This is a genomic window from Nocardia sienata NBRC 100364 (genome assembly GCF_001613205.1).
Classification (GTDB): domain Bacteria; phylum Actinomycetota; class Actinomycetes; order Mycobacteriales; family Mycobacteriaceae; genus Nocardia; species Nocardia sienata.
This window is the reverse complement of sequence record NZ_BDBX01000019.1, coordinates 99,515-121,336: the sequence shown is the minus strand read 5'-3', so window position 1 is coordinate 121,336 and position 21,822 is coordinate 99,515. Positions and strand designations below refer to the sequence as shown.

22 protein-coding genes and 2 tRNA genes are annotated in these 21,822 nt (G+C 67.1%); 11 read left to right on the top strand and 13 right to left on the bottom strand.

Annotation, left to right across the window (positions count from 1 at the left end; translation table 11 throughout):
- Positions 1-72: 72 nt before the first annotated feature.
- The 3 genes from NS4_RS12190 to leuC all read right to left on the bottom strand — a co-directional run bounded on the left by NS4_RS12190 (position 73) and on the right by leuC (position 2,944).
- Entirely contained in the window at positions 73-714 is a 642-nt protein-coding gene (locus NS4_RS12190) for an HU family DNA-binding protein (protein WP_063059624.1), read from the bottom strand.
- A gap of 156 nt (positions 715-870) precedes the next feature.
- Positions 871-1,479, bottom strand: a complete 609-nt coding sequence (leuD, locus tag NS4_RS12185; protein WP_063059623.1) for a 3-isopropylmalate dehydratase small subunit — start codon at positions 1,477-1,479, stop codon at positions 871-873.
- 49 nt (positions 1,480-1,528) lie between these two features.
- Positions 1,529-2,944, bottom strand: a complete 1,416-nt coding sequence (gene leuC, locus NS4_RS12180; RefSeq protein WP_063059622.1) for a 3-isopropylmalate dehydratase large subunit — start codon at positions 2,942-2,944, stop codon at positions 1,529-1,531.
- A gap of 146 nt (positions 2,945-3,090) precedes the next feature.
- Here leuC and NS4_RS12175 point away from each other — a divergent pair, with 146 nt between their 5' ends.
- Positions 3,091-3,792 carry an IclR family transcriptional regulator gene (locus tag NS4_RS12175; RefSeq protein ID WP_063059621.1) on the top strand — a complete coding sequence of 234 codons (702 nt, stop codon included), beginning with the start codon at positions 3,091-3,093 and terminating at the stop codon, positions 3,790-3,792.
- A gap of 34 nt (positions 3,793-3,826) precedes the next feature.
- Positions 3,827-4,354 carry a pyridoxamine 5'-phosphate oxidase family protein gene (locus tag NS4_RS12170; protein ID WP_063059620.1) on the top strand — a complete coding sequence of 176 codons (528 nt, stop codon included), beginning with the start codon at positions 3,827-3,829 and terminating at the stop codon, positions 4,352-4,354.
- A 386-nt stretch (positions 4,355-4,740) separates the two neighbouring features.
- Here the strand turns inward: NS4_RS12170 and NS4_RS12165 are convergent.
- From NS4_RS12165 to NS4_RS12150, 4 genes are all read right to left on the bottom strand, one after another.
- A tRNA-Glu gene (locus NS4_RS12165) sits at positions 4,741-4,813 on the bottom strand.
- Between the two features lie 149 nt (positions 4,814-4,962).
- A tRNA-Gln gene (locus NS4_RS12160) sits at positions 4,963-5,034 on the bottom strand.
- A 213-nt stretch (positions 5,035-5,247) separates the two neighbouring features.
- The gene (gltX, locus tag NS4_RS12155) at positions 5,248-6,723 is read right to left on the bottom strand and encodes a glutamate--tRNA ligase (RefSeq protein ID WP_063059619.1); all 1,476 of its coding nucleotides are present in this window, start codon (positions 6,721-6,723) and stop codon (positions 5,248-5,250) included.
- 13 nt (positions 6,724-6,736) lie between these two features.
- On the bottom strand, positions 6,737-7,498 hold the full coding sequence (locus NS4_RS12150) for a fumarylacetoacetate hydrolase family protein (protein WP_030521839.1): 762 nt from the start codon (positions 7,496-7,498) through the stop codon (positions 6,737-6,739).
- Between the two features lie 185 nt (positions 7,499-7,683).
- Here NS4_RS12150 and NS4_RS12145 point away from each other — a divergent pair, with 185 nt between their 5' ends.
- On the top strand, positions 7,684-8,901 hold the full coding sequence (locus NS4_RS12145; protein WP_218020337.1) for an MFS transporter: 1,218 nt from the start codon (positions 7,684-7,686) through the stop codon (positions 8,899-8,901).
- A 165-nt stretch (positions 8,902-9,066) separates the two neighbouring features.
- Here the strand turns inward: NS4_RS12145 and NS4_RS12140 are convergent, their stop codons facing one another.
- From NS4_RS12140 to NS4_RS12120, 4 genes are all read right to left on the bottom strand, one after another.
- On the bottom strand, positions 9,067-9,669 hold the full coding sequence (locus NS4_RS12140) for a Uma2 family endonuclease (protein ID WP_218020336.1): 603 nt from the start codon (positions 9,667-9,669) through the stop codon (positions 9,067-9,069).
- A gap of 106 nt (positions 9,670-9,775) precedes the next feature.
- Positions 9,776-10,783: a 3-isopropylmalate dehydrogenase gene (locus NS4_RS12135; RefSeq protein ID WP_063059618.1), complete on the bottom strand. Its 1,008-nt coding sequence runs from the start codon at positions 10,781-10,783 to the stop codon at positions 9,776-9,778.
- A 186-nt stretch (positions 10,784-10,969) separates the two neighbouring features.
- A complete protein-coding gene (gene serA / locus NS4_RS12130; protein WP_063059617.1) occupies positions 10,970-12,568 on the bottom strand; it encodes a phosphoglycerate dehydrogenase in 1,599 nt (532 codons plus the stop codon).
- A gap of 596 nt (positions 12,569-13,164) precedes the next feature.
- The gene (locus tag NS4_RS12120; protein ID WP_063059615.1) at positions 13,165-13,368 is read right to left on the bottom strand and encodes a cold-shock protein; all 204 of its coding nucleotides are present in this window, start codon (positions 13,366-13,368) and stop codon (positions 13,165-13,167) included.
- Between the two features lie 365 nt (positions 13,369-13,733).
- Between NS4_RS12120 and NS4_RS12115 the strand changes: the two genes are divergently transcribed.
- Together NS4_RS12115 and NS4_RS12110 are read left to right on the top strand one after the other, a co-directional pair.
- Positions 13,734-14,051 carry a hypothetical protein gene (locus NS4_RS12115; protein ID WP_063059614.1) on the top strand — a complete coding sequence of 106 codons (318 nt, stop codon included), beginning with the start codon at positions 13,734-13,736 and terminating at the stop codon, positions 14,049-14,051.
- A 226-nt stretch (positions 14,052-14,277) separates the two neighbouring features.
- A complete protein-coding gene (locus NS4_RS12110) occupies positions 14,278-14,649 on the top strand; it encodes a helix-turn-helix domain-containing protein (RefSeq protein WP_063059613.1) in 372 nt (123 codons plus the stop codon).
- A gap of 33 nt (positions 14,650-14,682) precedes the next feature.
- On the opposite strand, the gene NS4_RS12105 is transcribed toward NS4_RS12110, so the two are convergent.
- Positions 14,683-15,288 (bottom strand): ClpP family protease, encoded by a 606-nt coding sequence (locus NS4_RS12105; protein WP_063059612.1) that lies wholly within the window; start codon positions 15,286-15,288, stop codon positions 14,683-14,685.
- Positions 15,285-15,890 (bottom strand): ClpP family protease, encoded by a 606-nt coding sequence (locus tag NS4_RS12100; protein ID WP_063059696.1) that lies wholly within the window; start codon positions 15,888-15,890, stop codon positions 15,285-15,287. The genes NS4_RS12105 and NS4_RS12100 overlap by 4 nt, the downstream gene beginning before the upstream one ends.
- 232 nt (positions 15,891-16,122) lie before the next feature.
- On the opposite strand from NS4_RS12100, the gene urtA reads away from it, so the two are divergent.
- From urtA to NS4_RS12070, 6 genes are read left to right on the top strand one after another with little or no spacing between them, the layout of a single operon-like run.
- The gene (gene urtA / locus NS4_RS12095; protein ID WP_084487141.1) at positions 16,123-17,439 is read left to right on the top strand and encodes an urea ABC transporter substrate-binding protein; all 1,317 of its coding nucleotides are present in this window, start codon (positions 16,123-16,125) and stop codon (positions 17,437-17,439) included.
- Between the two features lie 4 nt (positions 17,440-17,443).
- Positions 17,444-18,331, top strand: a complete 888-nt coding sequence (gene urtB / locus NS4_RS12090) for an urea ABC transporter permease subunit UrtB (protein WP_063059611.1) — start codon at positions 17,444-17,446, stop codon at positions 18,329-18,331.
- A complete protein-coding gene (gene urtC / locus NS4_RS12085; protein ID WP_063059610.1) occupies positions 18,328-19,443 on the top strand; it encodes an urea ABC transporter permease subunit UrtC in 1,116 nt (371 codons plus the stop codon). The genes urtB and urtC overlap by 4 nt, the downstream gene beginning before the upstream one ends.
- Positions 19,440-20,381: an urea ABC transporter ATP-binding protein UrtD gene (urtD, locus tag NS4_RS12080; protein WP_084487140.1), complete on the top strand. Its 942-nt coding sequence runs from the start codon at positions 19,440-19,442 to the stop codon at positions 20,379-20,381. The genes urtC and urtD overlap by 4 nt, the downstream gene beginning before the upstream one ends.
- A 5-nt stretch (positions 20,382-20,386) precedes the next feature.
- Entirely contained in the window at positions 20,387-21,079 is a 693-nt protein-coding gene (urtE, locus tag NS4_RS12075; protein ID WP_063059694.1) for an urea ABC transporter ATP-binding subunit UrtE, read from the top strand.
- Between the two features lie 10 nt (positions 21,080-21,089).
- Entirely contained in the window at positions 21,090-21,791 is a 702-nt protein-coding gene (locus tag NS4_RS12070) for a GntR family transcriptional regulator (protein WP_281218952.1), read from the top strand.
- Positions 21,792-21,822 lie beyond the last annotated feature (31 nt).

The following is a 21,822-nucleotide window of genomic DNA, read 5'->3' as shown; positions in this document are numbered from 1 at the left end:
CAGGCCGGGCATACGGGATCCGGTGGGACCCCGGCCGGGATCAGTGGGCCGCCGGCGCGCCTGGCCCGCGGGTCAGCGAGCCTTTTTTGCTGTCGTCTTCTTGGCCGGGGTCCGCTTCGCGGTGGCCGACTTCTTGGCCGTGGACTTGGCGGCCGTGGTGGTCTTCTTGGCGGTGGACTTCTTGGTGGCCGCGGCCTTGGCGGGGGTCTTCACCGCCGTCTTGCGGGCCGCGGTCTTGGTGGCCGTCTTCTTGGCGGCGGTGCTCTTGGCAGGCGCCTTGGTGGCCGTCTTCCGTGCCGTTGTTTTGGCGGGCGCCTTCGTAGCGGCCTTCTTGGCGGTGGTTTTCTTCGCGGTTGTCTTCTTCGCTGTGGATTTCTTGGCCGCCACAGGAGCATTGACACCGCGTTTCACCGCGGGCCCGGTTGCCGCGAGCTTCTGTTTACCCGCGATAACCGCCTTGAACTGGGCGCCGGGCCGGAACGCGGGCACCGAAGTGGGCTTCACCTTGACGGTTTCCCCGGTACGCGGATTCCGCGCCACGCGAGCTGCCCGCTTACGCTGTTCGAACACACCGAATCCGGTGATGGTGACGCTCTGCCCTTTGTGTACCGCGCGCACGATGGTGTCGACCACATGCTCGACTGCCGCGGTGGCCGTGCGCCTGTCAGTACCCAACTTTTCGGTCAGAACGTCGATCAGTTCCGCCTTGTTCATTGAATCCTCCGCAGACTAATGGCCCGTCGTCGGACCGACTAGGTACCACGGTAAACCCACATTGGGCAAGAGTCTATGTGCCACGCCAAAATTCATGTGGTCTAGCACACGCACAGCTACCACGACATCTGGGGGGCCGCTAAGAGGCCGAGAACATTACGCCTGCGAAATAGGTTCGGGCAGGGTCTTTGGTTTCCAACCCGGCCTTGCCTTTTCGAACTCGGCGATCACATCGCTACGTCGCAGCGTCAGGCCGATGTCGTCCAAACCCTCCAACAGGCGCCACCTGGTGTAGTCGTCAATATCGAACGGCAACACGATGGTTCCTGCGGTCACCGTGCGCGCCTCGAGGTCCACAACCAATTCCAGTCCGGGCTGTTCCTCGAGCAACTTCCAGAGCATTTCGACATCATTCTGTGACATTCGTGCCGCCAGCAGGCCGCCCTTACCCGCATTACCGCGGAAGATGTCGGCGAAACGTGAAGAGATAACTACCCGAAAGCCATAGTCCATGAGCGCCCAGACAGCGTGCTCACGGGAAGATCCGGTCCCGAAATCGGGTCCGGCCACCAGGACGCTGCCGTGCTTGTACGGCTCGGTGTTCAGAATGAAGTCCTCGTCACCGCGCCAGGCGGCGAACAGGCCGTCTTCGAATCCCGTACGCGTGACGCGCTTCAGATAGACGGCCGGGATGATCTGGTCGGTGTCGACATTGGACCGGCGCAGCGGAACGCCGATCCCCTTGTGCACGGTGAAGGCTTCCATCGTATTTCTCCCTGTTTCGGCTATAAGTGAGTTTCGATATAAGACGGGCTCAGTCGAGGTCCGCGGGGGCCGACAGCGTGCCGCGGACCGCGGTCGCGGCGGCCACCGGCGGCGACACCAGATGGGTACGCCCGCCTTTGCCCTGCCGGCCTTCGAAGTTGCGGTTCGAGGTGGACGCGCAACGCTGTCCCGGAGCGAGCTGATCGGGGTTCATTCCCAGGCACATCGAGCACCCGGCCTGCCGCCATTCGGCTCCGGCCGCGGTGAAGATCTCGCCCAGCCCTTCGGCCTCGGCCTGTTCTCGCACCCGCATCGAGCCCGGTACCACCAGCATTCGCACGCCCTCGGCCACCTTACGACCCTTCAGCACCTCTGCCACGGCCCGCAGATCCTCGATCCGGCCGTTGGTGCAGGAACCGACGAACACCGCGTCCACCGAAACCTCGCGCAGCGGCATACCCGGGGTCAAATCCATATAGCGCAGCGCCTTCTCTGCGGATTCGCGCGCGGTCTCGTCGGCGATCTCCGCCGGATCCGGCACATTCGCACCCAGCGGCAGTCCCTGCCCCGGGTTGGTGCCCCAGGTGACGAACGGGGTGAGCGCGCTGGCGTCGATGTGCACCTCCCGGTCGAAAACCGCGTCCTCGTCGGTCTTCAGCGCCTCCCAGGCCTCGACCGCGGCATCCCAGTCCGCGCCCTGCGGGGCGTGTGGGCGGCCTTTCAGGAACTCGTAGGTGGTTTCGTCCGGGGCGATCATTCCGGCCCGGGCACCGGCTTCGATGGACATATTGCAGACGGTCATCCGCGCTTCCATCGACATATTGCGAATGGCCTCACCGCGATACTCGAGCACATAGCCCTGGCCGCCCCCGGTACCGATTTCGGCGATGACCGCCAGAATCAGGTCTTTACTGGTGACCCCCGGCGGCAGCACACCGTCCACGGTGATCGCCATCGTCTTGAACGGCCGCAGCGAAAGAGTCTGGGTGGCCAGCACGTGCTCGACTTCGCTGGTACCGATGCCCATGGCCAGCGCGCCGAAAGCACCGTGGGTCGAGGTGTGGCTGTCCCCGCAGACCACGGTGGTGCCGGGCTGGGTCAGCCCCAGCTGAGGTCCCACGACGTGGACGATGCCCTGCTCCCGGTCGCCCATGGGGTGCAACCGCACGCCGAATTCGGCGCAGTTGCGCCGCAGCGTCTCCACCTGGGTCCGCGACACCGGGTCGGCGATGGGTTTGTCGATATCGACGGTCGGGACATTGTGATCCTCGGTCGCGATGGTGAGGTCGGGACGACGCACCGGACGTCCGGCGGCCCGCAGACCGTCGAAGGCCTGGGGACTGGTCACCTCGTGCACCAGATGCAGATCGATGTAGATCAAATCGGGTTCGCGCGCCTCGCCCTCACCCTCGCCGCGGGCGACGACGTGCTGTTCCCATACCTTCTCGGCCAGCGTACGTGGCATTGTTGCGATCACCTTTCGGGCTCGGCATCCGGCCCGGGACTCCCCGGCACCGGATACGCGCTAGCTGGAATCATGCGACCCCTTCCAGGACGCCACCTGGGCTGTTCGTAATGGCATCTCAGAATGCAGGACGCTAATATCGTTGTATGAGACAGCATAGCGGTATCGGCGTCCTGGACAAAGCGGTGACAGTGTTGTATGCGGTCGCCGAACGGCCCTGCAGTCTCAACGACCTGTGCGAGCGCACCGGCCTGCCGCGCGCGACCGCGCACCGGCTCGCGGTCGGCCTGGAAACCCATCGGCTGCTCGCCCGGGACGGCAACGGCTCCTGGCGCCCGGGCCCCGCCCTCGCCGAACTTGCCGCCGGCGCCGCCGACCCGCTGCTCGAGGCTGCGACCTCGATCCTGCCCCGGCTGCGCGAGATCACCGGCGAGAGCGTGCAGCTGTACTGCCGGGAGGGCAATGAGCGGGTCTGCGTCGCCGCCCTCGAACCCCCCGCCGGGCTGCGCGACACCGTGCCGATCGGCTCCCGCCTCCCGCTGACCGCGGGATCCGCCGCCAAGGTGCTCCTCGCCTGGGCCGATCCCGACCTGCAGCGAACCGTCCTCGCCGACGCCATGTTCACCGAACGCACACTCGCCGAGGTCCGCAAACGCGGCTGGGCCCAGAGCGCCGGCGAACGCGCGGCCGGGGTGGCCAGCGTTTCGGCGCCGGTGCGCGATCAGCAGGGCGCGGTGGTCGCCGCGGTCTCGGTGTCGGGCCCGATCGATCGAATGGGCCGCCGACCGGGGGCGCGCTGGGCGGCGGACCTGGTCGCGGCCGCCGATGCGCTGCACCGCCGACTCTGAGCGGTGGGCAGGTGCCGTCACTTATGGTGGCCTGATGGGAGTGAACCAACGGTCACAGATCGTGATGACCGATACCGAGATCACCGATTTCCTCACCCGCAGTCGCGTCGCCACCCTGGCAAGCCTGGGCCCGGACGGTAAACCGCACCTCACCGCGATGTGGTACGCGCTGATCGCCGATCCGGAGCGGCCCGACGCGATACCCCAACTGTGGTTCGAGACCAAGGGCAAATCCCAGAAAGCCGTCAACCTGCGTCGCGACCCCACGGTCACCTGCATGATCGAGGCCGGAAAAACCTACGACACCCTGCGCGGAGTTTCCCTCGAGGGTCGTGCCGAGGTGATCGACGACCCGGAGAAGCTGTTCGCCGTCGGGGTCAGCGTCTGGGAGCGCTACACCGGCCCCTACACCGAAGACATGCGCGAGTACGTCCAGGGCATGCTGAACAAGCGCGTCGCGGTCCGTATCGTCCCCGATCGCATTCGCAGCTGGGACCACCGCAAACTGGGCCTACCCGCCATGCCCCTGGGCGGATCCACCGCCAACGCCCTGGACGACTGACCGACCCCCGGGTGCTGTCCGGCCGGCAGCACCCGGCACCCGTCCGGCCCGGGTCCGGAAACCCCGCCGACCCGGCCGCTACCGGCCCGTCATTACTTGCCGCCCACAGCCATCACCGTCGAGGACGGCCGTCCGAAGAGGGCTCCGGGGAAGCCCCGGCAACGCAACCAGCGAGCGAACGGGTTGCAGGGGCGAAGCCCCACGGTGAGCATCCCGCAGGGGATCCAGGGGCGCAGCCCCGGCCGGTCCCCGAACCGTTCCCGGTCCGCAAGGGGGGTCCAGGGGCGCCGAGCCCGCCTGGGCGGGGTGCGGGGGTTGCACCCCTGCAATGCATCGCGAATCAGCAAAGGCCCATGCTCTCCATGAGCATGGGCCTCGCAGCTGAGTAGCCCCGACGGGATTTGAACCCGCGCTACCGCCTTGAGAGGGCGGCGTCCTAGGCCGCTAGACGACGGGGCCAGGACTTGTGATCAACTCCTGGCTGGAGTGGATCGCGGATCTCTCGATCCGAAGCTCGATCAGCGTAACCGACCGGGCGGCGGCGACCAAATCGCCTGGATAACTCGTTCCGCACCGCATCTGGACGATGAAGCTGAGAGCGATCTCCGCTGGGGTACCAGGACTCGAACCTAGAATGGCTGAACCAGAATCAGCTGTGTTGCCAATTACACCATACCCCAATGACCTGGGCTTTCGGTTGCACCGCTGGCTGCGGCGGCACCGTCGTTCCGGCCGAGAAAGAGAGTACCAAACCGCTCCGGGGAAACTACAAATCGCCTGGTCACGCCGCCACATCAGGTGTGTAACGGTGCCGCGGCGCCGCCGACCGGCCACGGGAGGGGTGGACCGACGCCGGCCCCGGCGGCCCCGGGGACGGCGTCGTGGCCCGGCGGTCACTCGGCCGGCGGCGTCCATTCGCGGCCCGCGCGCAGTCGCTGCATGGTGAGCTCGCGGCCCAGCAGTTCCATGGATTCGTACAGCGGCGGGCTGATATGCGATCCGGTGACCGATACCCGCACCGGCGCGAACGCCTTCCGCGGTTTCAATTCCATTCCGTCGATAAGCGCGACTTTCAGCGATTCCTCGATCTCGGAGGCAGTCCAGGCGGTCAGCGGTTCGAGTGCGGGAATTGCGGCGTCCAATACCGGAACGGCGTCCGGCCCCAAATTCTTCTTGCCCGCAGCGGGGTCGATACCGAACTCCTCGGACGGTGCGAAGAGGAATCGCAACAGACCCCATGCGTCATCGAGCACGACAATGCGCGTCTGCACCAGATCGGCGGCTGCGGCAAAAACCTTCTCGTCAATTCCGGCACCGATATATCCGCGGTCCGTGAAAAAAGCGCGCAACCGTCCGGCAAAATCGGCCGGCTCCAGCAAACGGATGTGCTCGGCATTGATCGCATCGGCCTTCTTCTGGTCGAAGCGGGCCGGGTTCGAATTCACCTTCGATATATCGAAGGCCGCGACCATCTCGTCCATGGAGAAGACATCGTGGTCGTCGGCGATGCTCCAGCCGAGGAGCGCCAGGTAATTGAGGAGCCCCTCGGGAATGAATCCGCGATCGCGGTGGAGGAAGAGGTCGGACTCCGGGTCGCGCTTGGACAGCTTTTTGTTTCCCTGGCCCATCACGAACGGCAGATGACCGAATTCGGGAGTGAAATCGGCGACCCCGATGCGCTGCAGCGCGGCATAGAGCGCGAGCTGGCGCGGCGTGGAGGAGAGCAGGTCTTCGCCGCGCAGGACGTGGGTTATCCGCATGGTGGCGTCGTCGACCGGGTTGACCAGCGTATAGAGCGGATCGCCGGTGCCACGGGTGAGTGCGTAGTCCGGTACCGAACCCGCTTTGAAGGTGGTTTCCCCACGTACCAGATCGTGCCAGGTGAGGTCGGCATCGGGCATGCGCAGCCGAACCACCGCACCCCGGCCGGCGGCCTTGTATTCGGCGATCTGCTCGGCGGTGAGGTCGCGATCGAAATTGTCGTAGCCGAGTTTCGGATCACGCCCGGCCGCCCGATGGCGCGCCTCGACTTCTTCTGGCGTGGAAAAGGATTCGTAGGCCTCGCCGGCATCGAGGAGTTTCTGCACCACATCGCGGTGGATTTCGCGCCGCTGCGATTGCCGGTAGGGCGCATAGGGGCCGCCGACTTCCGGGCCTTCGTCCCAATCGAGTCCGAGCCAGCGCAACGCGTCCAACAGCGCCTGATAGGACTCTTCGGAATCCCGTGCGGCATCGGTGTCTTCGATACGGAAGACGAACGTGCCGCCCTGGTGGCGGGCATAGGCCCAGTTGAACAGCGCAGTGCGGATGAGCCCGACATGCGGTGTCCCGGTGGGTGACGGGCAGAAACGGACCCGTACGTTTGTCATGTCCCTCTTTCGTTCAGCGTTTCGCGGCAACAGGATTGGTCAGCGTGCCGATACCGGAGACGGTGACCGACACCGTTTGACCGTCTTTCATCGGGCCGACACCTTCGGGAGTTCCGGTGAGGATGACATCACCGGGGAGCAGGGTCATCACCCGGGTGACCCATTCGATGATATCCGGAATATCATGCAACAGTAGCGATGTGGTACTACGTTGACGTACTTCGCCGTCGAGTTCGGTGGTGATCTCGAGATCCGCCGGATCGAGTTCGGTTTCGATCCAGGGCCCCAGTGGGCAGAAGGTGTCGTAGCCCTTGGCCCGGGTCCACTGGCCGTCCTGGGCCTGCTGGTCGCGGGCGGTCACATCGTTGGCGACGGTATAGCCGAGGATGACGTCCTTTGCCCGGGCCGCGGGAACGTCCTTGCAGGGCCGCCCGATGACCACGGCGAGTTCACCCTCGTAGTCGACGCGGGACGAACTGGGCGGCACGATGATCGGGATATCGGGGCCGATGATGGATGTATTCGGTTTCATGAAGATCACCGGTTCGGCCGGCGCCTCACCGCCCATCTCGGCGGCATGGGACGCGTAGTTCTTGCCGACGCAGATCACCTTGCTGGCCAGGATCGGAGCGAGCAGACGGATATCGGCCAGCGGCCAGCTGCGGCCGGTGAACGTCGGGGTACCGAACGGATGTTCGGCGATTTCCTTGGCGGTTTCGCCTTCGATGGCGACGAACGCGACCCCGTCGGGGCTGGCAACTCGACCTAGACGCATGACCGAAGTCTATCCAGCCGGGTTCACCAGCCCGAATGCGCCCGACCGACCGGTCTGCCCGGCGGCGGGAACCGGGCCACTACTTGCGGGATCCCGGGGCCGGAGGTGTACCGTGGCCGCGTAAGTTCAAAGATTGAGACTATATTCTCATATATTGAGATTCTCTCGTTCCGAGATGGGGAACCATGGCGCACAGTCCTTCGGCGGCCCTCCCGATCGCCGCGTCCGGCAGGCAGATATCCCCCGCGCACCGCTGGCTCATGCTCGCCTTCGGGGTCTTCGCCCAGGTGTCCAGCGCGATCTTCGTCCACGGGGTGCCGTTCCTGCTCCCCGCGCTGACCGCCGGGGGTATGCCACTGCCCACCGCCGGCCTGCTGGTGGCCATGCCCACCGTCGGCCTGTGCTGCACCCTCATCGCCTGGGGTTATCTGGTCGACCGGGTCGGCGAACGCATCGCACTGGTCGCCGGGCCGGTGATCATGTGCGCGGCCGGTGCGGCCGCCGCCTTCACCACCGGCTACCCCGCCCTGGGGGCCCTGCTGTTCCTCGGTGGGATCGGCGCCGCCAGCACCAACGGTGCCAGCGGCCGGGTGATCGTCGGCTGGTTCCCGCCCGACCGGCGCGGCCTGGCCATGGGAATCCGGCAGACCGGCCAGCCGCTCGGCGTCGGAATCGCGGCGATGTCGGTCCCCCTGGTCGCCGACCGGTTCGGCGTCGCACCCGCGCTCACCGTGCCCGCGCTATTGGCCGGACTGGCCGCGGTGTGCTGCCTGCTGGGCATCGTCGACCCGCCCCGGCCGCCCCGAGCCCAGGCGACCGGGGCGAACCCCTACCGGGGCAGCAGCACACTGTGGCGTATCCACGGCGTATCGATTCTGCTGGTGGTCCCCCAGGCCACCGTCTGGACCTTCGCGCTGCTGTGGCTGCACCGCGACCTCGGCTGGTCACTGGCGGCGGCCGGCGCGCTGGTCACCTTCACCCAGATCCTGGGCGCGCTGGGCCGGATCGGCGCCGGTGCCTGGTCGGACCGGGTCGGCAGCCGGATGGGCCCGCTGCGCCAGGTCGCGATCGCCGCGGTCGCCACCATGGCTCTGCTGGCACTGACTTCCTGGACCCACTGGTGGTGGGCCGCGGTGCCACTGCTCGTCGTCGCCTCGGTGGTCACGGTCTCCGACAACGGCCTGGCCTTCACCGCCATAGCCGAACGCGCCGGGCCGTTCTGGAGCGGTCGCGGACTGGGCATCCAGAACACCGGTCAGAACCTGACCGTCGCCGCGGTACCCCCGGTATTCGGTGCGCTCATCACCGCGACCGGTTTCCCGGCAGTCTACCTGGCGGCAGCGGTCCTGGCGGCCGTGGCGATCCCGCTGGTCCCGGTGGCGTCGGAAAAGCCCCTCGAGTAATCGGGGGCCGAATCCGTTACCGCCGACAACTCCCCGGCCGTACCGGATGCCCAAACGGATAATCGGTCAGGTCTCGACGAGCACAGGGAGTCGACCATCACATGGATAGTCGTGTCGGTGGTGCATATAGTGGCCCGGCCGGGTCGGACGAGCGGATCGCACTCGTCAGATCTCGATGAGCACCGCCGGATCGAGCGCCACGCGAATTCTCGCGTCGGCCTCGATCTCGGCGATGAACTCGGTGCCTTCCGCCACCGGCGGGTCCCAACGATAGGAGGCACCGTCAAGGGTGCCTCGATGAATCCGTATATGCGGCTGATGTTCGACGATCCAGTACTCCGCAATTCCCAGCGCCGCATACTCGCGGACCTTGCGCACTCGGTCGGTGCGTTCGCTACCGCTGCCCGGTGACACCACCTCGACGGCCAGCAGGATGTCGGTACCCGGGATCAGTTTCGGCGATTCGTCGACAATCGCGGCTCGCGCCACTGCTTTCGGGACGACGAACACATCGGGCTTACGGACACCCGACGGCGTGCTGACCTCCCACTCGCCGCCGTCACAGACGAATACGTCGGCGCTTTCCGCAGCTGTCCGGATTCGGCCGGCCAGCGACCACCCGATGAAGTTGTGCCGCGCCCCCGCTGCCACCTCGACCAACCACCCGTCTTCGAGTTCGAAACCCTTGCCGTCCTCCGGCAGATCGTAGAGATCCAGCACTGTGTACGGGCCGAAGCCGACATCACTGGTGGCGTGCCACGCGGTCATGCTGCCTCCAAGTGCTCGGGCCGTCCATCGGGGATACGCCCAGGTATCCCCGATGGTATCGGACACGCAACCCGATTTCGCGCACGGAAATCCGGGGCCCTCGAGGTCAGAGAGCGGTGGCGATCCGATCGCCGATCTCGGTGGTCGACGCGGTGCCGGTGCGGCCGGACAGATCCTTGGCGACCGCGTCCTGGATACGGGCGGCAGCGGCGGTCTCGCCTTTGTGCTCGAGCAGCAGCGAGACCGAGAGGATGGCCGCGGTCGGGTCGGCCTTGGACTGGCCGGCGATATCGGGCGCGCTGCCGTGCACCGGTTCGAACATGCTCGGATTGGTGCCGGTGGCGTCGATATTGCCGCTGGCCGCCAGGCCGATACCGCCGCTGACGGCGGCGGCGAGGTCGGTGATGATATCGCCGAACAGGTTGTCGGTGACGATCACGTCGAAGCGGCCCGGATCGTTGACCATATGGATGGTGGCGGCGTCGATGTGCTGGTAGGCCACCTCGACATCACCGAATTCCGCGCCGACCTCGTCCACCGTGCGCTGCCACAGCGAGCCGGCGAAGGCGAGCACGTTGGTCTTGTGCACCAGGGTGAGATGCTTGCGCCGCGCCTGCGCCTTGGCGAAGGCGTAGCGGACCACGCGTTCGACACCGAACCGGGTGTTGGTGCTGACCTCGGTGGCGACCTCGTGCGGCGTATCCACCCGGATCGCGCCGCCGGTGCCGGTGTACGGGCCCTCGGTACCTTCCCGGACCACCACGAAGTCGATATCCGGGGTGCCCGCCAGCGGGCTGCCGACGCCCGGATACAGCTTGGAGGGGCGCAGGTTCACGTGGTGATCGAGGGCGAAACGGGTGCGCAGCAGCAGACCGCGTTCCAGGATGCCGCTGGGCACCGAGGGGTCGCCGATCGCGCCGAGCAGGATCGCGTCGTGCTGTTTCAGTTCCGGCAGCACCGATTCGGGCAGGATCTCCCCGGTGGCGTGGTAACGCTTGGCGCCCAGGTCGTAGTGGGTGCGTTCGACCCCGGGCAGTACCACATCGAGCACTTTGAGCGCCTCGGTGACGACTTCCGGTCCGATACCGTCACCGGGAATCACGGCGAGTTTCATGACAACCACGCTTTCTACGAACGAGGCCGCGAACGCCAGCGGGACGCGGCTGCCGGGCCGGGTAGGTCTGTCACCGGGAACGGTGGCCGGGTACCGGTCCGCCCCGGACCGTAGGGCCCGGGGCGGGTGCGTACCCGGCGGCGCACGCCGCCCACCGGCCCGGGGCGGCAGCGTGCACGGAACAGCTCAGAACAGGTCGACCAGGGCGACCTTGGCGGCACCGACCGCGGCGGCGATCTCGGAACGCACCGCTTCGGGCACCTCCTTGTTGACCCGCAGCACGACGGTGGCGCCTTCCTTGTTGGCGTCCTGGGTGAGCTGCGCGGCGAGGATATCGATCTCGGCGACGCCCAGCGCGGTGCCGACCTTGCCCAGCGCGCCCGGCTTGTCCTCGTAATTGAGGACGGCAAGGTTGATGCCCTCGGCGCGCATATCGTAGTTGCGCCCGTTGATGTTGACGATCTTCTCGACCTGCTGCGGCTCGGTCAGCGTGCCCGCGACATTGAGGGTGCGGCCGTCGCCGAACACCGCACGCAGATCCACCAGGCTGCGGTGGCTGGGGCTCTCGGTCGCGGTGGTCACCTCGGCGCTGATCCCGCGGGCCTCGGCCAGCGCCGGGGCGTTGACGAAGGTGACCTGATCGTCGACATGGGCGGAGAACACTCCGCGCAGCGCCGCGAGCTGCAGTACCTCTACCTCCGAGGCGGCCAGTTCGCCACGCACCTGTACCTCGAGGCTCACCGGCAGTTCGTCGGCGAGCGCACCGAGCAGGGCGCCCTGCTTGCGGACCAGATCCAGCCACGGCGCGACCTCGTCACCGACCACGCCGCCGGTGACGTTGACCGCGCCCGGCACGAACTCACCGGCCAGGGCCAGCAGCACGGACTTGGCGACATCGGTACCGGCCCGGTCCTGGGCCTCGCTGGTGGAGGCGCCCAGATGCGGGGTGACCACGACCTGGGGCAGGTCGAACAGCGGGCTGTCGGTGCAGGGCTCGGTCTCATAGACGTCGATACCCGCGGCCCGGACATGTCCGGAGGTGATCGCCTCGGCGAGCGCGGCCTCGTCCACCAGGCCGCCGCGCGCGGCGTTGACGATGATGACGCCCTTCTTGGTCTTGGCGAGCGCGTCCTTGCCGAGCAGGCCCTTGGTCTCCGGGGTCTTCGGCAGGTGGATGGAGATGAGGTCGGCCCGTTCGAGCACCTCGTCGAGGCTCAGCAGTTCGATGCCGAGCTGAGCGGCGCGGGCCGGGGAGACGTAGGGGTCGTAGGCGACGATCTTGGTCTCGAACGCGGCGAGGCGCGCGGCGAAAAGCTGCCCGATCCGGCCCAGGCCGATCACACCGACGGTTTTGCCGAAGATCTCCACGCCGTTGAAGCTGCTGCGCTTCCAGGTGCGCTCGCGCAAGGTGGCGTCGGCGGCCGGAATCTGGCGGGCCGCGCTCAACAGCAGGGTGACAGCGTGCTCGGCAGCGGTGTGGATATTGGAGGTGGGCGCGTTGACGACCATCACGCCGCGTTCGGTGGCGGCGGGGACATCGACATTGTCCAGGCCGACTCCGGCCCGGGCGACGATCTGCAGATTCTTGCCGGCTTCGAGGACTTCGGCGTCGACGGTGGTCGCGGAACGGACGAGCAGCGCATCGGCCTCGGGCACCGCGGCCAGCAGCGCGGGCCGATCCGGGCCGTCGACCCAGCGGACCTCGACACCGTCACCGAGCGCATCGACGGTCGACTGGGCGAGCTTGTCGGCGATCAGAACTACAGGACGGCCTGCTTGGCTCACAGTGGGGTACTCCTGGATGTGGGGACGGCCAGTTGACGGGGCCAAGCTTAGTTCGGATCGATCCGGCCATGTCCCGCCCCCTGCTATCGGTACGAGTCGAGCTGCGCGGACCCCGTCGACGGGTGGGCCGGATCACGCGCCGATGCGTCCCGTATGCGGTTCGGTGCCGTGCCGGTAGCGCCGCCCGGGCCACACCGATCCGGAATGCCGCGGCCCCGGGCACAGCCGTCCGCGTCGCCGGAAACCGTCGGCTCGGGCCGAGTTCGGCGCGTTGCGCAAATCGGCTCGGACGCCCGGCGCCGAAGTGGCACAGAAGCGGTTCACAGCAGCGCGGAACCGAAATGCGCACCGCCGGCTTTTCGGTCCCCGGAACGCCGCGATTTGAATTATCGGATTTTTACACCGGATGCTTCCGGCGCACACTCGACAATTCTCCGATCGGCACGTGTCGACCTCCCGGCAAAACAGCAGCCATCGATCCGAGCGCGGCTTTGCGCACCTCGCGGATTTCCCTGCCGGGACGGCTGCGCGACCCCGGATACGCAGCAGGGCCCCGCACCGGAAGGTGCGGGGCCCTGCTGGTTTCGTCACATCACTCAGATGGCGCGGACGTCCTGAGCCTGCGGACCCTTCTGGCCCTGCCCGATCTCGAACTCCACGCGCTGACCCTCTTCGAGGGTACGGAAACCGCTGCCGGCGACTGCCGAGTAATGCACGAAGACGTCAGGTCCGCCCCCGTCTTGCGCGATAAAGCCGAAGCCCTTCTCGCTGTTGAACCACTTCACGCTGCCTTGAGCCATGTTACTTACTTCATACTTTCTGTTGCGAGCCAGACAGACCACGGTCGATCCGCCTGATCTCTCTGACAACGATGCCATGTCCGGGAAAGTTCCTCCACTTCGAAAACCCCCACCAGTGAGGGATAACTCCGCCCCGGGGAGACCGGCATCACGCCACGGTGGGTGCGATCCACCTGGCGGATGACCCGCTCATGGCCCGGTCGGCGCACGGACCGGGGAATCCCCGTAGTACCCCGGGATGATTTCTCGATCGAATCCGCGGAAGGTCTGTGACTTTCGTGACCATTGCGGAAGGGTGAAGGTTCAACGTCTTCCGGCCCGGCCACTTCCGCTGTGCCGGAGGTCACAGCACGAAAGGATTCGAAGTGTTCCGCACGAACCGAGTATCCGCGACCCGCCGGGCCACCGCCCGGATCGCCGTCGCGGGTGCCATCATCCTGGTCCCGCTGGCCGGCCTCGCGGCTCCCGCGGTGGCCGACCCGGCGGCCCCGGCTCCGGGTTACACCCAGGTGGATCGCGACCGCCACGGTGATCGCGACCGCCACTGGGACCGCGACCGCGACCGCCACTGGAACCACGATCGCGACGACCACTGGAACCACGATCGCCACTGGGACCGCGGTCGGCAGGATCCGGCCGGCTGGGCCCGCCATCTGCTGCGTGGTCTCTTCGGCAGCAGCTGACCGATATGCGGGCCCGTGCACGCGGGCCCGCATCTCCGGCCGAACCCGGCAGGATTACCGCATACGCTGCCGGCACGGCGACCGCGAACCGGAGACACCGGCGTCCGCGCGGGATCCGCTTCTCCGGAAGCATGATCGCCGCTGTCGACCACCTCGGAGCCGGTCCGGATGTACGCCCATAGCGTAATCCGCCCGTACCGGCGGATCCGGGTTCTAGGCTCTGTCCATGACCGAGCCCCGCAGACTCCAGGCGATTCCCGGTGGACGCGCCGAGCGGTCGCCCCGGCAACCGGTGGACCATCCCGAGCCACTGTGGCGCGAGGTCCTCGGCGGGCGACTCCGTATGCTGCGCAACGAGAAACGCGAAACGCTCGCGGAGACCGCTGAGCGCGCGGGTATTTCACCGCAGTACCTGTCCGAGGTGGAACGCGGCCGCAAAGAACCCTCCAGCGAGATGATCGCCGCACTGGCCGGTGCTCTCGGCACCTCTCTCGGCACGCTCACCGAACAGGTGGCCGATGAACTCCGGTCCCGGCGTCATCCCGTGGCGACCCGTCGCCCGGGCACCGCACCGACAGCGTTGCTCCGGGCGGCCTGACCCGGCCGGTGTCCGCGCCCGCCGCGGTCCCGATCATCGGGCGGCGGCCGGGCTCCGCGGCGTCAGCACCGAATCGACCAGCCCGTATTCCACCGCGGCCGCCGCGGTGAACACCCGGTCGCGGTCGGTGTCGTGCCGCAGCTGCTCCGGGGTCCGCCCGGTGTGCCGGGACAGGATCGTTTCGATCTCCGCTCGCATCCGCACGAGTTCGTCGGCCTGCAGGATGAGATCGGGAATGGCTCCCTGGCCGCGGGCCGCGGGCTGGTGCAGGACCACCCGGGCGTGCGGGAGCATCGCCCGGTGGCCGGGTGTGCCACCGGCGAGCAGCACGGCACCGACCGCGATGGCCTGACCGACACAGGTGGTGTGCACCGGGGCGCCGATGTGCTGGATGGTGTCGTAGACCGCGAGCATCGATGACAGATCACCGCCTTCGCAGTTGATGTAGAAGTCGATCTCCTGTCCCGGACTCTCCGATTCCAGGTGCAGCAGCTGCGCGATGAGCGCGTTGGCGACTCCGGAGTCGATGGGGGTGCCGAGGTAGACGATGCGTTCGGCGAGTAGATGCGAATAGATATCGGTGATCCGCTCACCCTGTGGATGCCGGGCGATCACATTGGGGATCGTGTAGGTACTCATGCGGAGATCCCAACCCGTTGGCGCTGCGGGACGACCTGCGCGAAATCGCCGACGATATGGTCGATGAAGCCGTATTCCTTCGCCTGGGGCGCGCTGAACCAGCGATCGTGCAGGGAGTCCTCGTAGATCCGTTCGTAGGGCTGCCCGGTATCCGCGGAGATCAGGCCCAGCACGGTTTCCACCGTGTAACGCAGATCATCGGCCTGCACCTCCACATCCACCGCGGAGCCACCGATACCGGCCGACCCCTGGTGCATGAGGATCCGGGCGTGCGGTAGCGCGAAACGTTTGCCGGGGGTTCCCGAGGAGAGCAGGAACTGGCCGGCGCTACAGGCCAATCCGAGGGCGAGGGTGGATACCGGGCTCGGCACCAGCCGCATGACATCGCGGATGGCCAGCATCGCCGGTACCGAACCGCCGGGCGAATGGATCCACAGCGAGATTCCGGCCTCGCCGTCTTCGGCGGCGAGGGTGAGGAGCTGGGTCGCCAACAAGGTGCCGTTGTCGTCGTCGAGCGGGCCGTCGAGAACCAGGATGCGGCGGGACAGGAGCTGTTCGCGGGCACGCCAGCCGAACAGCGGGGATTTGTCGTCGTGAGCCATGCTCACCACGCTGCCGGAGCAGGCGGGGAAGCGGGAGCCCACGCTGCTCTCGGCAGATCTGCTCTCGGCAGCGGCGCCGGGATCCTCGGCCGATAGATACTCGAGCTTCACGCTGCGATACGTGGGCGAAACACAGCCTCCCTACCGTGATTCCTCGTATACGTCGCTGTATACAACGCCGAATACAAGCAAGTCAGCGGGCTGACCTTTCCTGAGTGGAGGCCGAACGGTCATGAATGCAGCCAGAACCGAAGCACCCGGACAACCCAGGAAAGTCGCGGTATCCCGCGGCACCCGCAACCGCCGGCGGGCACGGACCCTTCTCGCTCTGCCGGCCGCGGTGTGCGCGACCGCGGTGGCGGTCACCGCCTGCGGTAGCTCCGCCTCCGATCAGGCCGGCGCGAACACGACCTCCTGTGTCGACACCACGGGCCCGAGTATCAAGGTCGGCTCGCTGAACTCGTTGTCGGGCACCATGGCGATCTCCGAGGTCACCGTCCGGGATTCGATCAGGCTGGCCGTCGACGAGATCAATGCCGCCGGCGGGGTCCTGGGCAAGCAGATCCAGCTGGTCGGCGAGGACGGCGCCTCCGAGCCCACGGTGTTCGCGGAGAAGGCGGAGAAACTGATCAGCAGCGACTGCGTGGCCGCGGTATTCGGCGGCTGGACCTCGTCGAGCCGCAAGGCCATGCTGCCGGTGTTCGAGGACCGCAACGCGCTGCTGTACTACCCGGTCCAGTACGAGGGCCTGGAATCGTCGAAGAACATCTTCTACACCGGCGCCACCACCAACCAGCAGATCGTGCCCGCCCTGGACTATCTGAAGGGCCGCGGGGTGAAATCGCTCTACCTGGTGGGTAGCGACTACGTCTTCCCGCAGACCGCAAACCGCATCATCAAGGCCTACGCCGAGGCCAACGGCATCGAGATCAAGGGCGAGGACTACACCCCGCTCGGCTCCACCGATTTCTCCACCATCGTCAACAAGGTCCGCTCGGCCGACGCCGACGCCGTGTTCAACACCCTCAACGGCGATTCCAATGTGGCGTTCTTCCGCGAGTACAGGAACGTCGGCCTGACCGCGCAGGACATGCCGGTGGTCTCGGTGTCCATCGCCGAGGAGGAGGTCGGCGGTATCGGCGTGCAGCACATCGCCGGCCAGCTGACCGCCTGGAACTACTACCAGACCGTCGACAACCCGCAGAACACCGCGTTCGTCAAGGCGTACAAGGCGAAGTACGGAGCGAACAAGCCGACCTCCGATCCCATGGAGGCCGCCTACGTCTCGGTGTACCTGTGGAAGAACACCGTCGAGAAGGCTCAGTCCTTCGCGGTCGCGGATGTGCAGCAGGCCGCGGGCGGGGTCACCTTCGAAGGACCCGAGGGCCTGGTGACCATCGACGGCGAGAACAACCACATCACCAAAACCGCCCGGATCGGCGAGATCCGTCCCGACGGCCTGATCTACAGCGTGTGGGATTCCGGCGAGGCCGTCGAACCGGATCCGTACCTGGCGGGCTACTCGTGGGCCGAGGGACTCGGGGGCTGATCTCGTGGAAGCACTGGTCGGGCAGCTGTTCACCGGCTTGAGCCTGGGTTCCATCCTGCTGCTGGCGGCCCTGGGGCTGTCGCTGACCTTCGGTCAGATGGGCGTGATCAATATGGCCCACGGCGCGTTCATCATGGCCGGCTCCTACACCGCCTACACGGTGCAGGAGTACCTGGTCGCCGACGCCGAGGTCTCGCTGATCGTCTCGCTGCTGATCGGATTCGTGGTCGGCGGACTCATGGGTGTCGCCCTGGAGGTGACGCTGATCAAGCGGATGTACGACAGACCACTGGACACCCTGCTGGTGACCTTCGGCGTCGGTTTGATCCTGCAGCAGGCGGCCCGGGACATCTTCGGCGCGCCCGCGGTCCGCGTGGTGACCCCGGAATGGCTCGGTGGCGGGGTGGAGATCCTGGGCGCGGTGGTGCCCAGGACGCGGATCTTCATCATGCTGCTCGCGGTGCTGTGCGTGACGGCTGTCGCGGTGACGATGAAGTACACCGCGATGGGCCGGCGCATCCGGGCCGTGGTGCAGCATCGTGATCTCGCCGAAACCAGCGGGATCTCCAGCCGCGGCACCGATATCACGACGTTCTTCATCGGGTCCGGGCTCGCCGGGGTGGCGGGTGTGGCGCTGACGCTGATCGGCTCCACCAGTTCCAATACCGGCACCACCTATCTGGTGGACGCCTTCCTGGTGGTCGTCATCGGCGGGCTCGGGCAGATCCGCGGCGCGGTCCTGGCCGCGGTGGCGCTCGGACTGTTGAACTCGTTCATCGAATACAGCACCACGGCCTCGGTCGCGAAGGTGATCGTATTCGTCGTCATCGTGGTCTTCCTGCAGGTACGCCCGCAGGGATTGTTCACGATCCGGTCGAGGAGTCTGGTATGAGGGAATTCCTGACCACCCGCTGGAAGGTCTATTCGGGTTTCGCGATCGCCGCAGTGCTGCTGTTCGCGGTGGCGCCCGCGGTGCTCTCGGACTTCCGGCTCAACCTGCTCGGCAAGTTCCTGTGCTTCGGCATCGTCGCGGTGGGTATCGGATTGGCGTGGGGCCGGGGCGGCATGCTCACCCTCGGACAGGGTGTGTTCTTCGGCCTCGGCGCCTACATCATGGCGATGCATCTCAAGATCTCCGACGCGCAGCTGCGTGGTGACGACGTCCCGGATTTCATGCAGATCGCCGGTATTCGTGAGCTGCCCGGCTATTGGGTCCCGTTCACCTCGCCGGTGCTGACGATCCTGGGCATCGTGATCGTGCCGCCGCTGGTGGCGGTGCTGCTCGGGCTGGGTGTGTTCAAACGCAAGGTCAAGGGCGCCTATTTCGCGATCCTGTCGCAGGCGCTGGCCGCGGCCTTCGCCATCCTGCTGGTGGGTCAGCAGTCCACCGGCGGGAGTAACGGCCTCAACCGGTTCCGCAGTTTCTTCGGACTGGCCCTCAACGACCCGGTGAACCGGCGGCTGCTGTTCTTCATCGCGGCCGCGACCCTGCTGGTGATCGTCGCGACGACCCGGCAGCTGATGTACAGCCGGTACGGCGAACTGCTGGTCGCGGTACGCGATCAGGAGGAGCGTGTGCGCTTCCTCGGCTACGACCCCGCGAATGTGAAGGTCGTCGCCTATGCGGTGGCGGCGTTGTTCGCCGGTATCGCCGGCGCGCTGTTCGTGCCGATCGTCGGAATCGTCTCCCCCGCCGATATCGGGATCGTTCCCTCCATCGCCTTCCTGACCGGTGTCGCCATCGGCGGACGCACCACCCTGCTCGGTCCGGTGCTCGGCGCGATCGCGGTGGCCTGGGCGCAGACCGGCCTGTCGGAGAACTTCCCCTCCGGCTGGGTGTACGCGCAGGGCGTCCTCTTCATCATCGTGGTCGGCTTCTTCCCGGCCGGTCTGGCGGGCCTGGTGACCCTGGTGCGGCGGAAACGCCGTACCGGCGAGAAAAAGAATCCGCCGCCCGCCCGGACACCGGACCCCGCACCCGCTACCCCGGTAGGAGTGTCATGACCGAGACAGCCACGGTAAGAGCTCCGGTGACCGGCGGTAACGCCGGTATGCACAGCGATTACCTCGAGGTCCGTGGGCTCAGCGTCGAATTCGACGGCTTCACGGCGGTGTCGAATGTGGACCTGACGCTCTTCCAGGGTGATCTGCGGTTCCTCATCGGCCCCAACGGCGCCGGGAAGACGACCATGATCGACGCGATCACCGGTCTGGTCCCGGCGACCGGGTCGGTGCAGAAATCCGGGGTCGAACTGCTCGGCAAGAAAGTGCACCAGATCGCCCGCCTGGGCGTGGGCCGCACCTTCCAGACCGCGAGCGTGTTCGAGGAACTGTCGGTACTGCAGAACCTCGATATCGCCGCGGGGGCGGGTCGTTCGGTCCGGACCATGCTGCGGCGCCGGCCGGCCGCGGTCTCCGCGTCGATCGAACAAGCCCTGGAGACGATCGGTCTCACCGCGCTGCGCGACAAACCCGCCGGAACGCTGGCCCACGGCCAGAAACAGTGGCTCGAGATCGGCATGCTGCTCGTCCAGGATGCCTCGGTCCTGCTGCTGGACGAACCGGTCGCCGGGATGAGCCAGGAGGAACGCGAGGAAACGGGGAACCTGTTGCGCCGCATCGGTGGCGAACGCACGGTCGTGGTGGTCGAACACGATATGGACTTCATGCGCAGTTTCGCCACCTCGGTGACGGTGCTGGCCCGCGGCGCGGTCCTTGCCGAGGGAACGGTGGCGCAGGTACAGGCGGATCCGGCCGTGCAAGAGGCGTACCTGGGGACCGCGGCGGCCGCCGGGCAGGAAGGCGTGAGCGAACCCGATCCGGCGGAGGTGCCACGACGTGACCACGCCGGGGAGACACCCGCGTCGAACGGTCACCGCGGGTCGACCACACCCCGGGACCGCGCGAGCTCCCGGCGGACCGCCGACGACAACGAAGGGTGACCGCGATGCTGGAACTCATCGACATCCACACCGGTTACGGTCGCACCGAGGTCGTGCACGGGGCCGGGATAGAGGTACCGGCCGACGGCGTAGCGGCGATCATGGGCCACAACGGCGCCGGGAAGACCACCCTGCTGCGCGCGGCGGTCGGCCTGGTGCGGGCCCACCGCGGCACCATCCGTTTCGACGGGGCCGATATCACCGGGCTGCGGCCCAGCGCCCGGGTCAGGCGCGGATTGGCCTATGTCCCGCAGGGACAGCAGTGCTTCGGTCATCTCACCACCGCCGAGAACCTGCGGGTGGTGGCCGACGGCCGCAAACGCGGCCGGGCACTGATCGACGAACAGCTGGATCTGTTCCCCGCGTTGAAGGAGCTGCTCGACCGCCGGGCCGGGTTGCTCTCCGGGGGACAGCGCCAGCAGCTGGCGATCGCCCGGGCGCTGATCACCGAGCCGCGCATGCTGATCCTCGACGAACCCACCGAGGGCATCCAGCCGTCGGTGGTGGCCGAGATCGAGAACACCATCACCGAGCTGGTGAAACGCGGTGGGCTCGGGGTGCTGCTGGTGGAACAGCACATCGGTTTCGCTCTGCGGGCCGCGAGCCGGTACTACGTGCTGGAGAGCGGCCGGGTCACCTCTACCGGGGAGGGCGGCGCCGGGGCGGTGGAAACCGTTCGCGCCGCCATGACTCTCTAGGCTGCGCGTCGTGACCGAACCACGAAGCAAACGCGAATCACGCAGCGACACCGTGTACAAGTCGCTGCGCGACGAACTCATGACCGGTGCGCTGGCGCCGGAGGAGCGGCTCGGCGAGGAACGGCTGGCCGAACGCTACGGTGTCTCGCGGACCCCGGTCCGCGAGGCGCTGGCCCGGTTGCAGGCCGATGGCCTGGTGGAACGCCACGACGCCGGACTGTTCCCCTACCGGCCGCGCCTGGACACCCTGGGCGACTACTACGAACTGCGGATCACCCTGGAAGCGCAGGGCATCGCCCGCGTCCTCGACGATCCGGAACTCGGCCACGACCGCGCCGTCCTCGGACCCGAGATCGACCGCTGGCGCGCCTTCCGCACCGCGCCCCCGGCCCCGGACGCCGGTTTCGTGGTCGCCGACGAACAGTTCCACACCGTCCTGCTCGATTCCTCCGGCAACCACGCCCTCACCGACGCCCTGAAAACGGTGAACGCCCGGATACGCCCCGTCCGGATGTTCGACTACCTGACCCCCGACCGCATGCTCGCGACCATCGAGGAACACATCGCCATCGGCGAGGCCGTCCTCGACCGTGATCTCACCGGCGCCCGCGAGCAACTCCTCGCCCATATCGACCAGTCCCGCCGCGTGGTGGCCGACCGCGCCGGTCAGGTACTCCAGCTGACCCGCATGGCCCGCGCGACCAAGACCTGAAATCCCCGGCTGCTCCGGTAGCCGCACTGTC